Genomic DNA, 13,304 nt, shown 5'->3' on the forward strand with positions numbered 1-13,304 from the left:
AACCGGGCGCTAGGCTTCACCCAGGGCCTGCGTAAGATCTGCGACCAGATCGTCCGGATGCTCGATGCCAATCGACAGGCGGATGGTCGAATCGAGAACGCCGATACGCTGGCGCACATCGAAGGGCACGCCCGAATGCGTCATCGTCGCCGGGTGGCTCGCAAGTGATTCCGTGCCGCCAAGGCTCACCGCAAGCTTCAAGATCTGCAGGGCATTCAGGAACTTGAATGCCGCAGGCTGACCACCGACAATATCGAACGAGAAGGTCGAGCCCGCGCCGGTGCATTGCGCGGCAAAGGTCTTGCCGAGCGGCGATGCCGGGTCGTGATAAGGCAGGTAGTGGATTTTCTCGACCTTCGGGTGCTCGCGCAAAAAGTCGGCGATGATGGCCGCGTTGTTATTGGCCTTCTCCATTCTAATCCCAAGCGTTTCGAGCGAGCGGCCGAGCATCCAGCACGAGTGCGGATCGAGCTGGGTGCCGATAGCGCCGCGCAGCGCCTTGACCTGTTTCATGACGGCCTTGGAGCCGAGGGCCGCGCCCGCGATAAGATCGGAATGGCCGCCGACATATTTGGTCAGGGAATAGAGCGAAATATCGGCACCATGCTCGATGGGGCGCTGGAACACCGGGCCGAGCAATGTGTTGTCGCAGGCGATCACGGGCCGATGGCCTTGCGTTTCGGCAATTGCGTCGGCAACCCGGCGGATCATCGCCACGTCAACGAGGCTGTTCGTCGGATTGGCTGGCGTTTCGATCAAGATCACGGAGACCCGCCCACGCTTCATCGCGTCCTCGGCGGCAGCTTGAACGGTTGTCTCGTTCACACCGTCGGCAAAACCGACTGCCGCTACGCCCATATTGAGGAAGGTCTTCGCAAGCAGCGTTTCCGTGCCGCCGTAAAGCGGCTGCGAATGAAGGATTGCATCGCCGGGACGGACGAAAGCGAGGAGCGTCGTTGCGATGGCCGACATGCCGGACGAGAACAGGGCACAGCTTTCCGTACGCTCGTAGACGGCAAGCCTGTCCTCGACGATTTCGCTGTTCGGATGGTTGAAGCGCGAATAGACGAGCCCGGCGCCGGTGCCCTCCGGCGGCTCGCGCCGCCCCGAGACGAAATCGAAGAAATCCCGCCCCTCCTCCGCCGACTTGAACACGAAGGTCGAGGTGAGAAATACTGGCGGCTTCACCGCGCCTTCGGACAATTCCGGATCATAACCGTAATTGAGCATCAGGGTTTCAGGATGCAACTCGTGATTGCCGATGCGGGTTTTGGAGGGATGGGGCGCGGTCATAACAGTCTCCTCGCTGGTAGCCTTACCAGCGAGACTATAGCAGATGGGAAGATCGTTCCTTGCGAATTTGCCCGGCTAATCGCAACAGTTTGAAGGTTAGAGGATGTCCGTCTTCGTGATCTGGATGCCGAAGCCTTCGAGGCCGACATAGTGGCGCTCGCGCGAGGATAGAAGCCGGATCGAGGTGATGCCAAGATCTTTAAGGATCTGCGCGCCAAGACCGATCTGCCGCCATTCCTCCTCGCGCACCTTCGCCTCGGCGTGGGCCTCGCGGTCCTGCAGGGTGGCACGATTGCGGTCATCGTCACGGCCGACGCCGACGGAGCCTTCGCGCAGATAAACGATGACGCCGCGCTTTTCTTCAGCAATGCGCTTCATGATGCTGTCGAGCGTGTTGCGCGCGCCGAATACATCGCTCAAGACGTCTTCGCGCTGCAGGCGTACCGGCACATCCTCGCCGTCACGAATATCGCCGTAGACGATAGCCGCGTGGTGCATGGGCTCCCACGGCAAGGCATAGGTAATGGCCCTCGCCTTGCCAGCGCACGTGTCGATATCATATTCGCCGATGCGCTCGATCAAGGTCTCCTTGCGCTGCCGATAGGCGATGAGGTCGGCCACCGTTACCTGGTGCAGATTGTTCGTCTCGGCAAAGGCCGCGACCTGCGGGCCGCGCATTACCGAGCCATCGTCATTGACGAGTTCGCAGATGACGCCGACTGGCGGAAGCCCGGCAAGCTTGCACAGGTCGACGGCAGCTTCGGTATGTCCGGAGCGCATGAGGACGCCGCCTTCGCGCGCGACAAGCGGGAAAATGTGTCCGGGCCGGACAAAATCCGCCGCGCCTGCATTGGGATTGGCGAGATTGCGCACGGTGAGCGTACGATCATCGGCGGAAATGCCCGTCGTGGTGCCATGCTTGTAATCCACCGTCACGGTGAACGCCGTTGCATGCGGCGCGTCGTTCTCGGCGACCATCGGCGCGAGATTGAGACGCCGCGCATGGTCGCGGGGCATGGGCGTACAGACGATGCCCGAGGTGTGGCGGACGATGAACGCCATCTTTTCCGGCGTGCAATGCACGGCCGCAACGATCAGATCGCCCTCATTCTCGCGTCCGTCATCATCCATCACGACGACGATTTCGCCGCGTTCGAAGGCGCGCAGAGCATCGACGACCCGTTTTTGATTGTAAGCCATGAAAGCGCCCCCCTAAATGCGGCCGGTCTGGCCGCGATGCCTCAAATAATGATCCGCGATGGCGCATGCGACCATCGCTTCGCCGATCGGTACGGCACGGATGCCGACGCAAGGGTCGTGCCTGCCCTTGGTCATCACATCAACCTGCTGGCCATCGGCATCGATGCTGCGGCGCGGGGTCAGGATCGACGAGGTCGGCTTGACGGCAAAGCGGGCAACGACCGGCGCGCCGCTCGAAATTCCGCCCAGTATACCGCCGGCATGATTGGAGAGGAATATGGGTTTGCCGTCATTGCCCATGCGCATCTCATCGGCGTTCTCCTCGCCGCTGAGCCTGGCCGACTCGAAACCGTCGCCGATTTCAACGCCCTTCACGGCGTTGATCGACATGAGGTAGCTTGCAATATCCTGATCGAGCTTGGCATAGACCGGCGCGCCAAGACCTGCAGGCACATTCTCCGCGACAACCTCGATGACCGCACCGATCGACGAGCCCGCCTTGCGGATGCCATCGAGATAGGCGGCAAAGGTTTCGACCGAGCCGGCATCGGGTGTAAAGAACGGGTTGTTGTCGACCTCGGCCCAGTCCCAGCGAGCACGGTCGATCGAATGTATCCCCATTGCGACCAGCGCGCCGCGCACCACAAGACCCGGCACGACTTTGCGCGCAATGGCGCCGGCAGCGACGCGCGCGGCGGTCTCGCGGGCCGAGGAGCGCCCACCGCCGCGATAGTCGCGAATGCCATACTTCACATCGTAGGTATAATCGGCGTGGCCGGGGCGATACTGGCGGGCGATATCGCCATAATCCTTGGAGCGCTGGTCGGTATTCTCGATCATCATCGAGATCGGCGTTCCCGTCGAGATCATGGTGACGCCGTCATCCTGCAACATCACGCCCGAGAAGACCTTGACCTGGTCAGGCTCGCGCCGCTGCGTCGTGTACTTCGACTGGCCGGGCTTGCGCTTGTCTAAATAGGCCTGGATTTCGGCTTCCGTGAAGGAAATTCCCGGCGGACAGCCATCGACCACGCAGCCAAGCGCTATGCCGTGGCTTTCGCCCCAGGTGGTGACACGAAAAAGATGACCGAAGGTATTGTGCGACATGTGGGTTACCCGCCTTTGGGAGGCGTTTTATGAGTGTTTCCTCCCGTGGTCAAACCCGTCGCTGCTAAATTCTCAATGCGGTGCGGATCCTTATGCTCCCGCGATTGCTTTCGCCGGCGACGGTTTCGCCGCCGACGAAAAGATCTTGGAAACAGATCAGTCCAAAGTCACGCCTGTGCTTTTGACGATGGGCTCCCATTTGGCGATTTCCGCCTTCACATGGTCGGCAAGCGCTTCCGGCGTCGATCCGACGATCTGCGCGCTGAAATCGTTCATGCGCGTGATCAGTTCGGGATTGGTGAGCGCGGTATTGGCGGCCTTGTTGAGGCTGGCGACAATCTCAGGCGGGGTGCCCGCAGGCGCAAACAGCGCGTTCCAGGTGTAGGTCTCATAGCCAGGCACGGTCTCGGCCACCGTCGGCATATCCGGGAAGGACGGCGCACGCTCCTTCGTCGTGACGCCGAGGCCCTTGAGCGACTTCGCCTTTATATGGGCCGACGAAGAGGGCAGATTGTCGAACATGATCGAAACCTGATTGCCGAGAAGGTCGTTCAAGGCCGGACCTGCGCCCTTATACGGAATATGCTCCATCTTCACGCCGGCCATGCTCTTGAACAGCTCACCCGAAAGATGCAGCGGCGTACCGTTCCCGGATGAAGCATAGGAGTACTTGTCGGGATTGGCCTTCAACAGATCGATGAGTTCCTTGACATTGTTGACCGGCAGCTGCGGATTGACCACGAGCACGTTGGGAACGACGACAAGAAGCGAGACCGGCGCGAAATCCGTCACCGGGTCATAGGGCTTGGTCTTCAGCATGAGCGGATTGAGCGCGTGGGTCGCGACGGTTCCCATTAGAATCGTATAGCCATCCGGATCTGCCTTGGCGACGCGAGCCGCACCGAGATTGCCACCGGCACCGCCGACGTTCTCGACGATCACCTGCTGCCCGAGCGATTTCGACATATTGGCTGCGACGAGGCGGGCAACGAGATCGGTGGATCCGCCGGCGGCAAAAGGCACCACCAATGTAATGGCCCGCTCCGGAAATGTCTCGGCAGCGGCAGGCAATACCGATGCAACGATCGAACCCGCGGCAAGTCCAAGAACGGTGCGTCTGTTAAACCCCATGAATATCTCCTCCATAATCTCGGTTGATTCAATGCATATCGTAATCATCAAAACATAACGGCGTGCAGGGATTAAGCAATAAGACTTATGGCGGTATGAAGGACTTAACAAAGCGCGGCAAAGGAGCCGTGTGCAAGGCCGTCAAATCCGGCCGGCGGCCGCCGCGGTGATCAAAATCGCGAGAGCCATGGAAAACCAGGAGCTGTAGTTTATGCCGTTTCCGGATGGAGGGCGCGTTCGGGTCGACGGTTCTGATTTCAACAAATCTACCGCAGATTCGCAATTCTTTTGCCACAAATCATCGCTCTAAGTGTGCGCGTCGCCCGACCACCGATTTGATAAAGAGGATTCGAAAATGCGCTTCTTTGTAGCAACATTCATGTTTATTGCCTCCCTGCTCCCGGTCGGTGCGCTTGCGGACGATGCCCAAGGGACAATCACCAAGATCGACGAGGACAATTCGACGATCACGCTCGACGACGGCAAGGTCTATAAATTGCCGGGCGAGTTCGATCTCAGCGTCATCGAGAAGGGAATGAAGGTCACGTTGATGTTCGACGTCGTCAACAAGGAACGCTTCATCACCGATATTGAAGAAACCCAGGAATAATCTGGCTAAAGCCAGGTAAGCTTGCCGTGCTCAAGGCGCAGGATGTGATCCTGCGTGATGGCGAGGTTGGCCGCGTCGTGGCCATCCAACCCGTTGATCATCTGGAAAATGGTGCGAAGGCAACCGCCATGCGTAACGCACACGGTCGGCCCCTTCACCTCGGACAGCCAGTTCGCCACGCGGATGCCGAGCATCGCATAGCTCTCGGCTGTTGGACCGGGCGGCACGAAGGTCCACTTGTTGCGCGCACGTTCCTCGACGAGTTCCGGCGTCTTCCTGGCGATGTCCTCGATCATATAGCCCTGCCAGTCGCCGAAGCTGACTTCCATCAGGCGCGGATCGGTGTGGTAGGCAGCCGGATCGACACCCATTCGGGTGCGGATGCGTTCCATGGTCTCGCGTGTGCGGCGCAACGGACTCGCAACGAAATCGAATCCTGCGCCGTCGCCGATGAGCGACTTGATCAGATCGCCGTTGCGGTCGGCTTGAGCGCGGCCGCGCGCATTGATATCGATATCTTCCTGCCCCTGGATTCGCTCCGTCACATTCCAGTCGGTCTCGCCGTGACGCGAGAAATAAATCAGCGTGTCGGGCGGGATCACTGCGATGCTCAATCTTTCACGACGGAAATGTCAGGTGCGTCCACGGCTTTCATGCCGACGACGTGATAGCCGCTGTCGACGTGATGCACTTCGCCGGTGACCGAGCGGGAAAGGTCGGAAAGGAAATAGAGACCGGCGTCGCCCACTTCCTCGATGCTGACCGTGCGGCGCAGCGGCGCATTGTACTCGTTCCACTTGAGAATATAGCGGAAATCGCCGATGCCTGATGCGGCAAGCGTCTTGATCGGTCCGGCGGAAATGGCATTGACGCGAATATTGTCGGGGCCGAGATCAACCGCGAGATATTTGACGCTCGCCTCGAGCGCGGCCTTGGCAACGCCCATGACGTTATAGTTGGGCATCACTTTTTCGGCGCCGTAATAGGTGAGCGTCAGGATGGAGCCGCCATCTGTCATCAGCTTTTCGGCGCGCTTGGCAACTGCCGTCAACGAATAGACCGAGATCAGCATGGTCTTGCTGAAATTGGCTTCGGACGTGTCGACATAACGGCCGGTCAATTCGTCCTTGTCGGAAAATCCGATGGCGTGCACGAGGAAATCGAGCTTGCCCCATTTCTCTTCGAGAGCTGCAAAACAGGCATCGATGGTCGCGGCGTCGCCGACATCGCAATGGCCACAGAGAAAAGCGCCGAGTTCCTCCGCAAGCGGCTCGACCCGCTTCTTCAAAGCGTCGCCCTGATATGTGAAAGCGAGTTCGGCGCCAGCGTCATGAGCCGCCTTGGCAATGCCCCAGGCGATGGACCTGTTATTGGCCACGCCCATAATCAGGCCCCGTTTACCCTGCATCAAACCGGTTTTGGCGGTCATATACCAACCCTTCATGAGACTTATGATCGATGTGCGGTATCGCACAGCCCGCGCCGGGCTTCAAGCATGCTCTCAATGTCGTTTTGGTTTTTCAGTTGCCGGATTCGCGCAGGAATGCTTCGAGCGCCGGATCGCGATTTTCGGGCAGCATGATGCGAACATGAACGAAGAGATCGCCATGTCCCTCGCCCTTTTTCGGCAAACCCTTGCCCTTCAGCCGCAAAACGCGGTCGGAGCTCGTCCAGGGCGCGACTTTGACCGCCACGCGGCCATTCAACGTATCAACTTCCTGGCGCGATCCGAGAACGGCATCGCGCAGCGATACCGGCAGTTCGACATGGATGTCCCGACCATCGACGCGGAACTCAGGGTGCGGCTTGAAACGGATCGTCACCAGAGCATCGCCCGCGGTGCCGCCCAATACTTCCTCGCCCTGACCCTTGAGCCGAATCGTCTGGCCGTTCTCGACGCCGGTAGGCAATTTGATCGCAAGCCGCTTGCCGTTCGGAAAAATCGCCTCGACCTTCTCGGCACCCGCGGCCTGCTCGAGCGTGATATCGATGGTTGCCTGGAGATCAGCGCCCTTGCGCGGTCCAGCGCGGCGCGCGCCGCCGAAGCCGGCGCCACCCATGCCGGCGCCCTCGCCGAAGAGGCTGCTCAATATGTCTTCCGCCCCGAAGCCGGAATTGCCGGCCGTGCTCGAGCGGAATTCGAAACCGCCCGGCCGATGGCGCGCACCGCCGAAACCGGCGAAAGGATCGCCCTCGCCGCCACCAAAACCTTCAAAACCATGGGGAGCGCGCTGCTTGCCTTCCGCGTCAATCTCGCCGCGATCGAACTGGCCCCGGCGCTCCTTGTCGCCGACAATTTCATAGGCCTGGTTGATCTCGGAGAAATTTGCCTGCGCCTTCGGATCATCCTGATTCTGGTCGGGATGGTATTTCTTGGCGAGCTTGCGAAACGCCGATTTTATTTCTTCTGGCTTCGCCGTCTTGGCGACGCCCAACACGCTATAGGGATCGCGCATGTGTCTGCCTTTCCTCGCACGAGCGAGATGTCCTGGGATTCCGCAGCTATATGCTCATGAATAGGAAGAAATTCCAGAGATTTGATGCAAAAAACTACGAAAACAGCTCAAAGCTTGCAACCGCTTACATAGGGGCGAACGATTTCAACGTCCACTGGCCGCCATTTTGCATGCACGTCTCGCCCTTATAGAGCATGACCCCGTCGAACGACTCGCGCGATGTCTGGAATTCGCGGCAAAGCTCTGTCTCGTTCTTCTTTTCGGCAATAGCGGTGATGGTGCCCTGGCTGCCGGTTTCCGGGTTGGACCACGGCACGGGTTTTTTGCCCCATTGGGTGAAATTAAGCGCGGAGACGATATTGCGGACGGTCGTCTGATCGGACGATCCTTTCGCATCGACGGCTTGCGCCGGAGCGACCGAACCGGTCACAGCTGTCTGGTCCGGAACCGCCTTCTCGATACTGAAACCCTTCATGGCACAGCCCTGGAGCAAGCCAAAGACGACGATGATCGCGGAGCCTTTAAAGAGCCCGCCTGCACGCCGCTTATCTGCACGGAATTGCTTGCTACCGGATCGTGGAAACGCCAAAAACATGCCTTTCTCTAACAGGGTCAATTCGAAATGACTATGGGACTATGGATTAAATGAAGTTAACAACGGATTACCCACCCATCGAACGTTATCAAATCGTTAGCTTTCGGGTATCCAAGTCAGCTTTGAAAAACGTGCCGGTTTTCTGTGGAAAGCTCTTTTGGAAAGCGGGAGAGAAGCATCACCTGGACGCGAACCGTGACAGGCGTGCACCGACCTCGGTTGCGAGGAGCAACCCACGAAACGAGGTGTCTGCTCGCCCCTCATATTCCATCGAGCAGAAATTGAAACGTGCTGGCGAATCCCATGAAGGCGACAATGATCATCCATAGCTCTCTCATGAAGCCAAGCCCGATGAGTTGGCCAGGTCCCTCGTACCCGGCAGAGTATTGGACATCATGCAGTTGAAGCTCGGGCGTTTCGGCAAGGACTTTGGCGATAAGCTGATATTCCGCAGCATTGGAGAAGTATTGGCAGTCTTCGATAGCTGTGTCGACTTTCTGCTTAAGATCAGAGAAAAATTTGAAGTGCAGCAGAACACCGTATATCGGGCCGAAATTGCGCTTGAACGGCCTGGGCTTGTGTATTCCACGAGACAACGAGCTTTCGCTATCCCAGTAGGTAAGCGGGTATTTTATCAGTTGGTTCGACAAGCCGAACTTCCTGCCTCGTAAACCGCCCTTTATCGACCATCCCGAACTCGCCTGTCCGATAACATACCCGGTGGCATCAAACTGGTTTGCTATCTCCCAGGGCGGAACATCATCGGAAAGGTTCGCGCATGAATGCTCCCCCGGATATAAGTCGATCATGGGGGCGGCCATTCTAAAATGTTGCTGGATAGAAAGATGCGCAGCGACGTCAGTGATCGGTCGCTGGTAGCAGTCCTGATAAACAAGATACTCATCTACATCCAGATTGAGGTACCACCGGTTCTGACCATAGTGGTTGAAAATCCATTCCCTCCACAGGATCGAGCGTTGAGCGTCCGCGTATCTAACCGTCGACCGCCAGAGGTCGACGTCATTCTGGGCGGTTAGATATTCGACGGTTCCATCACAGGATTGGTCGTCAATAACGATAAAACGCGCGACCCCGAGTTTTCTGTAATGCGTCAGAAACGAGCCTAGAAATTTCCTTTCATTTCTGACTGGCACCACAACTGCAATGTCACCGTCCGTATATTTTGACGTCGCTGTCGCGATCTGATGCATTCCGAGTTGGCTTGACAGCAGAGGAGCAGCCTTTAGCTCTTTGAGCCATGTGCGGACAGCCGCCAGAAAACCACGGTGCCGAAGTCCGATGGAATTTCGCGAAGGATAGCATGTGTTGTTCAACGAGGCGTCCTCAACTCCAGGATTTTGTGCGGGCGGTCCACGCAATACTTGCGGCGCCACACTCAATAAATGTAACCGATTCGAAAATGTTTCATAAATAGACCGAGGAATCGGTTCATTAACGTCCCGTCGCAGACCTCAAGCGCGCTCACGTGCCATCTTATTTAGCTGGAAGCCAGGTGCCGCTTGCCATGCAGGGCATGGAGAAGGTAACAAAATTCGAAGACTCTAACCGGAGTTGAGGATACGCCGTCAAGCGACCTCGGCACCCGTCTTCGAAACCTATGGAATGATCGAGACCCATGACATCAACAGATGACTTCACTGAGAATTCCGAGCCATTCGCCCTCTTCGCGAAATGGCTGGGGGATGCCACCAAAACCGAGCCCAACGATCCGAACGCCGTTGCGCTTGCGACCGTCGATTCAGACGGCCTGCCGGACGTGCGCATGGTTCTCTTGAAAGGCTTCGATACACAAGGCTTTGTTTTTTATACGAATTTCGAGAGCCGGAAGGGCGAGGAAATCCTCGGATCGATGAAGGCTGCCATGTGCTTCCACTGGAAGTCACTGCGCCGGCAGGTGCGTGTACGCGGCCCAGTCGAAATCGTCAGCAAGGAAGAGGCCGACGCATATTATGCCACGCGGCCGCGTGGCAGCCGCATCGGCGCATGGGCGTCGAAGCAGTCGCGACCGCTCGAAAGCCGGTTTGCGCTGGAAAAGGCCGTGGCCGAATATACGGCCCGCTACGCGATCGGCGAAATCCCGCGTCCCGACCATTGGTCAGGTTTCCGGATTCGCCCGACATCCATTGAATTCTGGCACGACCGGCCGTTCCGCCTGCACGACCGCGTGGTCTTCAGCCGCGACGAGCCAGCCGGTGACTGGAACAAGACGCGGCTCTATCCCTAAGCTGCGTTCAAGATCTGGGCTCTAGCCTTTCTTGCGGCTGAGGAATGCCATGAACGCCGCCCGCGCCTCGTCCGACTGAAGGCGCTCGGCAAAGAGCTTGGCCTCGAGATGGATGCGGTCGATGGTTTCCTGCCGCGGCATCCGCAACAGATCGCGGGCAATCTGCATCGCCTGCGGCGGCTTGGCGGCGATTTCGGTCGCCGCCTTCAACACGGACGCCTCGAGTTCGTCTGTCTCCACCAACCGGTAGATCAGCCCGGCTTCCTTCGCCTCGACCGCATTCAAGCCATCACCCATGGCGAGAAAGGCAAAGGCGCGTTGCTGCCCCATCAGAGTCGGTCCGAGCAGGCTCGATGCCGCTTCCGGGACGAGGCCGAGATCGACAAACGGCGTCTTGAAATAGGACTGTGGTGTCGCAAAGCTCAAGTCGCAATGAAGCTGCAACGTCGATCCGACACCGATGGCAAGGCCGTCTACACCCGCGAGCAGCGGCTTTTTCGCATTGGCGACCGTTACGAGAAAGTCGATGACCTCGGTGCCCATTTGGCCCGTGGTGGCGAAGGCCATGAAGTCCTGCAGGTCGTTACCGGAGGAAAATGCGCCCGGCACGCCGAAAAAGACATTGGCGCGGATGTCTGGATCGCTGTCGCTGTCGGCAATTGCCTTCAACATCGCCGCATACATTGTGCGTGTCAGCGCGTTCTTCTTGTCGGGTCGATTCATGCGAATGACTTGAACCGCGCCGTGGCGCTCGATTTGTATATGCTCCGACATATCGGTCCCCTGTTAAGAAAGCGCCGTGCGCGCGGCGAGCAGGCTGGCGGCGCCATGAATGACGCGGTCCTTTAGCGCCGCCGTTTCGGCGAGAAGATTTTCGGCGAAGAATCGTGCAAGTGCCGAGCGCCCGGCATTGTTGCCGCCGACAGCTGCCTTGGCGAGATAGGTCGCGCCCGCGGCAAGACCGAAGAGCCGCAGGAAAGGCGTCGCCCCCGCAAAGGCGTCGCTGACCCTGCCCGCGGCGATTGCCGCCTGCAGCCAGGAACCCGCTTCAGCAAGATCGTCGAGGCCATCAAACAGGCGCTTTGCGGTCTCGCCAAACTCGATGCTGTTCGAGGCGTTGACGGCTTCCGCGACTTCCCGCAATTCGGCGATATAGCCGGCGAAATGCTGGCCGCCGGCAAGCGACAGCTTGCGCTGGACAAGGTCGATCGCCTGAATGCCGTTCGTGCCTTCATAGATCGGCGCAATGCGCGCATCACGCAGCAGCTGTGCGGCGCCCGTCTCCTCGATATAGCCCATGCCGCCATGAACCTGGATACCGATTGACGCAACGTCCACGCCTATATCGGTCGAGAAAGCCTTGGCGACCGGCGTCAACAGATTGGCCCGATCCGACCAAAACCGCGCCTCATCGCCTTCGCCGGTCTTCGCCATGTCGATGGCATGGGCACAGGCATAGGCTATTGCGCGCGCGGCACCGGTCAGGCCCTTCATCGTCAATAGATTGCGCTGGACATCGGGGTGCTCGACGATCGGACTCATGCCTTCGCCCTTCCAGCCGGGCGCTCGCATCTGGCGGCGGTCCTCGGCATAGGCGAGCGCTTTCTGATAGGCAGTCTCGGCAACAGCGACCCCCTGTATCCCGACCGCAAGGCGGGCGTTGTTCATCATGGTGAACATGCAGGCGAGACCGCGGTTTTCCTCACCGATCAGCCAGCCGACCGCACCCGGCTCGCGATCCTTGGCAAATCCGTCCCCGTAGATCATCGTGCAGGTGGGCGAGCCGTGGATGCCCATCTTGTGTTCGACGCCGCCGCAGAAAACATCATTGCGGGCGCCGAGCGAGCCGTCCTTGTTGACAAGGACTTTCGGCACGAGAAACAGCGAGATACCTTTCGTTCCCTGCGGTGCGTCGGGAAGCCGGGCGAGGACGAGATGGACGATGTTGTCGGTCAGGTCGTGCTCGCCATAGGTAATGAAAATCTTGCTGCCGAAAATGCGATAGGTGCCATCCTCGGCGCGTTCGGCGCGCGTGCGCAATGCGCCGACATCGGAGCCGGCCTGCGGCTCCGTAAGGTTCATCGTGCCCATCCATTCGCCGGAGACGAGCTTCGGCAGATAAAGCTGTCTAAGATCGTCGGCCGCATGCGCTTCCAGCGCCTCGATAGCGCCAAGGGTCAGCGTCGGGCCGATCCCGAAGGCCATGGAGCCCGAGTTCCACATCTCGAATGTTGCAATGGCAAGCATCATCGGCAGGCCCTGCCCTCCGAACTCTTCGGGGCCGGTCAAGGCGTTCCAGCCGCCGTCGATCCACTCGCGATAGACTTCCTTCCAGCCGGGCGGAGTCGTCACTTCGCCATCCTTGAGCGGCGTGCCATGCTTGTCGCCGACTTCAAGCAAGGGAGCAACACGCGTCGAGGCAAAACGCCCCGCCTCTTCGACAATGGCATCGACAAGGTCACCCGAAAGGTCGCCGAAGCGGCCCTCTTCCAACGCGGCGTCAAGACCGGCGGTTACTCTGAGCGTGTGGATGATTTCCTCGACGGGCGCGCGGTACATGTCACGTCTCCTCATGCGTGATGGCAGCGGGCGCACATTGCAACCGCATCGGGGCGCAAGCAAGTGTATTTTTACGTAAACGTAAGATATTTGGATAAGGCGCTTTCG

Annotated in this window: 13 protein-coding genes; 2 read left to right on the forward strand and 11 right to left on the reverse strand. The window is 58.9% G+C overall.

Going from position 1 to position 13,304, the window contains the following annotated elements:
- Positions 1 to 9: 9 nt before the first annotated feature.
- The 4 genes from HQ945_RS03595 to HQ945_RS03610 all read right to left on the reverse strand — a co-directional run bounded on the left by HQ945_RS03595 (position 10) and on the right by HQ945_RS03610 (position 4,731).
- Entirely contained in the window at positions 10 to 1,293 is a 1,284-nt protein-coding gene (locus tag HQ945_RS03595; protein ID WP_113281753.1) for a cystathionine gamma-synthase family protein, read from the reverse strand.
- Between the two features lie 96 nt (positions 1,294 to 1,389).
- Complete coding sequence (gene ribB, locus HQ945_RS03600) at positions 1,390 to 2,493, reverse strand: 3,4-dihydroxy-2-butanone-4-phosphate synthase (RefSeq protein ID WP_027230086.1); 1,104 nt, start codon at positions 2,491 to 2,493, stop codon at positions 1,390 to 1,392.
- Positions 2,494 to 2,505: 12 nt separating this feature from the next.
- The gene (aroC, locus tag HQ945_RS03605) at positions 2,506 to 3,600 is read right to left on the reverse strand and encodes a chorismate synthase (RefSeq protein ID WP_027230087.1); all 1,095 of its coding nucleotides are present in this window, start codon (positions 3,598 to 3,600) and stop codon (positions 2,506 to 2,508) included.
- 156 nt (positions 3,601 to 3,756) lie between these two features.
- Entirely contained in the window at positions 3,757 to 4,731 is a 975-nt protein-coding gene (locus HQ945_RS03610) for a Bug family tripartite tricarboxylate transporter substrate binding protein (protein WP_162737262.1), read from the reverse strand.
- Positions 4,732 to 5,086: 355 nt separating this feature from the next.
- Between HQ945_RS03610 and HQ945_RS03615 the strand changes: the two genes are divergently transcribed.
- Complete coding sequence (locus HQ945_RS03615; RefSeq protein WP_027230091.1) at positions 5,087 to 5,341, forward strand: DUF1344 domain-containing protein; 255 nt, start codon at positions 5,087 to 5,089, stop codon at positions 5,339 to 5,341.
- Between the two features lie 5 nt (positions 5,342 to 5,346).
- Here HQ945_RS03615 and HQ945_RS03620 read toward each other — a convergent pair whose 3' ends face one another.
- From HQ945_RS03620 to HQ945_RS03640, 5 genes are all read right to left on the reverse strand, one after another.
- Positions 5,347 to 5,949 (reverse strand): histidine phosphatase family protein, encoded by a 603-nt coding sequence (locus HQ945_RS03620; protein ID WP_343051186.1) that lies wholly within the window; start codon positions 5,947 to 5,949, stop codon positions 5,347 to 5,349.
- Positions 5,950 to 5,951: 2 nt separating this feature from the next.
- A complete protein-coding gene (gene fabI, locus HQ945_RS03625) occupies positions 5,952 to 6,770 on the reverse strand; it encodes an enoyl-ACP reductase FabI (protein WP_027230093.1) in 819 nt (272 codons plus the stop codon).
- Between the two features lie 91 nt (positions 6,771 to 6,861).
- Positions 6,862 to 7,797 (reverse strand): DnaJ C-terminal domain-containing protein, encoded by a 936-nt coding sequence (locus HQ945_RS03630; RefSeq protein WP_027230094.1) that lies wholly within the window; start codon positions 7,795 to 7,797, stop codon positions 6,862 to 6,864.
- Positions 7,798 to 7,921: 124 nt separating this feature from the next.
- Entirely contained in the window at positions 7,922 to 8,392 is a 471-nt protein-coding gene (locus tag HQ945_RS03635; RefSeq protein WP_343051168.1) for an RT0821/Lpp0805 family surface protein, read from the reverse strand.
- Between the two features lie 260 nt (positions 8,393 to 8,652).
- Positions 8,653 to 9,726 (reverse strand): glycosyltransferase family 2 protein, encoded by a 1,074-nt coding sequence (locus HQ945_RS03640; protein ID WP_162737263.1) that lies wholly within the window; start codon positions 9,724 to 9,726, stop codon positions 8,653 to 8,655.
- A gap of 302 nt (positions 9,727 to 10,028) precedes the next feature.
- Here HQ945_RS03640 and pdxH point away from each other — a divergent pair, with 302 nt between their 5' ends.
- A complete protein-coding gene (gene pdxH, locus HQ945_RS03645) occupies positions 10,029 to 10,637 on the forward strand; it encodes a pyridoxamine 5'-phosphate oxidase (protein WP_113281757.1) in 609 nt (202 codons plus the stop codon).
- 21 nt (positions 10,638 to 10,658) lie between these two features.
- On the opposite strand, the gene HQ945_RS03650 is transcribed toward pdxH, so the two are convergent.
- Together HQ945_RS03650 and HQ945_RS03655 are read right to left on the reverse strand one after the other, a co-directional pair.
- Positions 10,659 to 11,411 (reverse strand): crotonase/enoyl-CoA hydratase family protein, encoded by a 753-nt coding sequence (locus tag HQ945_RS03650; RefSeq protein WP_113281759.1) that lies wholly within the window; start codon positions 11,409 to 11,411, stop codon positions 10,659 to 10,661.
- Positions 11,412 to 11,423: 12 nt separating this feature from the next.
- The gene (locus HQ945_RS03655; protein ID WP_113281761.1) at positions 11,424 to 13,196 is read right to left on the reverse strand and encodes an acyl-CoA dehydrogenase family protein; all 1,773 of its coding nucleotides are present in this window, start codon (positions 13,194 to 13,196) and stop codon (positions 11,424 to 11,426) included.
- Positions 13,197 to 13,304: the final 108 nt, after the last annotated feature.

Source organism: Phyllobacterium pellucidum (assembly GCF_013327855.1).
Classification (GTDB): domain Bacteria; phylum Pseudomonadota; class Alphaproteobacteria; order Rhizobiales; family Rhizobiaceae; genus Phyllobacterium; species Phyllobacterium pellucidum.

Bases quoted from the DNA above. Each gene is read 5' to 3' on its own strand.
- HQ945_RS03595 (WP_113281753.1), bottom strand. From the start codon at position 1,293: ATGACCGCGCCCCATCCCTCCAAAACCCGCATCGGCAATCACGAGTTG.
- ribB (WP_027230086.1), bottom strand. From the start codon at position 2,493: ATGGCTTACAATCAAAAACGGGTCGTCGATGCTCTGCGCGCCTTCGAA.
- aroC (WP_027230087.1), bottom strand. From the start codon at position 3,600: ATGTCGCACAATACCTTCGGTCATCTTTTTCGTGTCACCACCTGGGGC.
- HQ945_RS03610 (WP_162737262.1), bottom strand. From the start codon at position 4,731: ATGGGGTTTAACAGACGCACCGTTCTTGGACTTGCCGCGGGTTCGATC.
- HQ945_RS03615 (WP_027230091.1), top strand. From the start codon at position 5,087: ATGCGCTTCTTTGTAGCAACATTCATGTTTATTGCCTCCCTGCTCCCG.
- fabI (WP_027230093.1), bottom strand. From the start codon at position 6,770: ATGACCGCCAAAACCGGTTTGATGCAGGGTAAACGGGGCCTGATTATG.
- HQ945_RS03630 (WP_027230094.1), bottom strand. From the start codon at position 7,797: ATGCGCGATCCCTATAGCGTGTTGGGCGTCGCCAAGACGGCGAAGCCA.
- HQ945_RS03635 (WP_343051168.1), bottom strand. From the start codon at position 8,392: ATGTTTTTGGCGTTTCCACGATCCGGTAGCAAGCAATTCCGTGCAGAT.
- pdxH (WP_113281757.1), top strand. From the start codon at position 10,029: ATGACATCAACAGATGACTTCACTGAGAATTCCGAGCCATTCGCCCTC.
- HQ945_RS03650 (WP_113281759.1), bottom strand. From the start codon at position 11,411: ATGTCGGAGCATATACAAATCGAGCGCCACGGCGCGGTTCAAGTCATT.
- HQ945_RS03655 (WP_113281761.1), bottom strand. From the start codon at position 13,196: ATGTACCGCGCGCCCGTCGAGGAAATCATCCACACGCTCAGAGTAACC.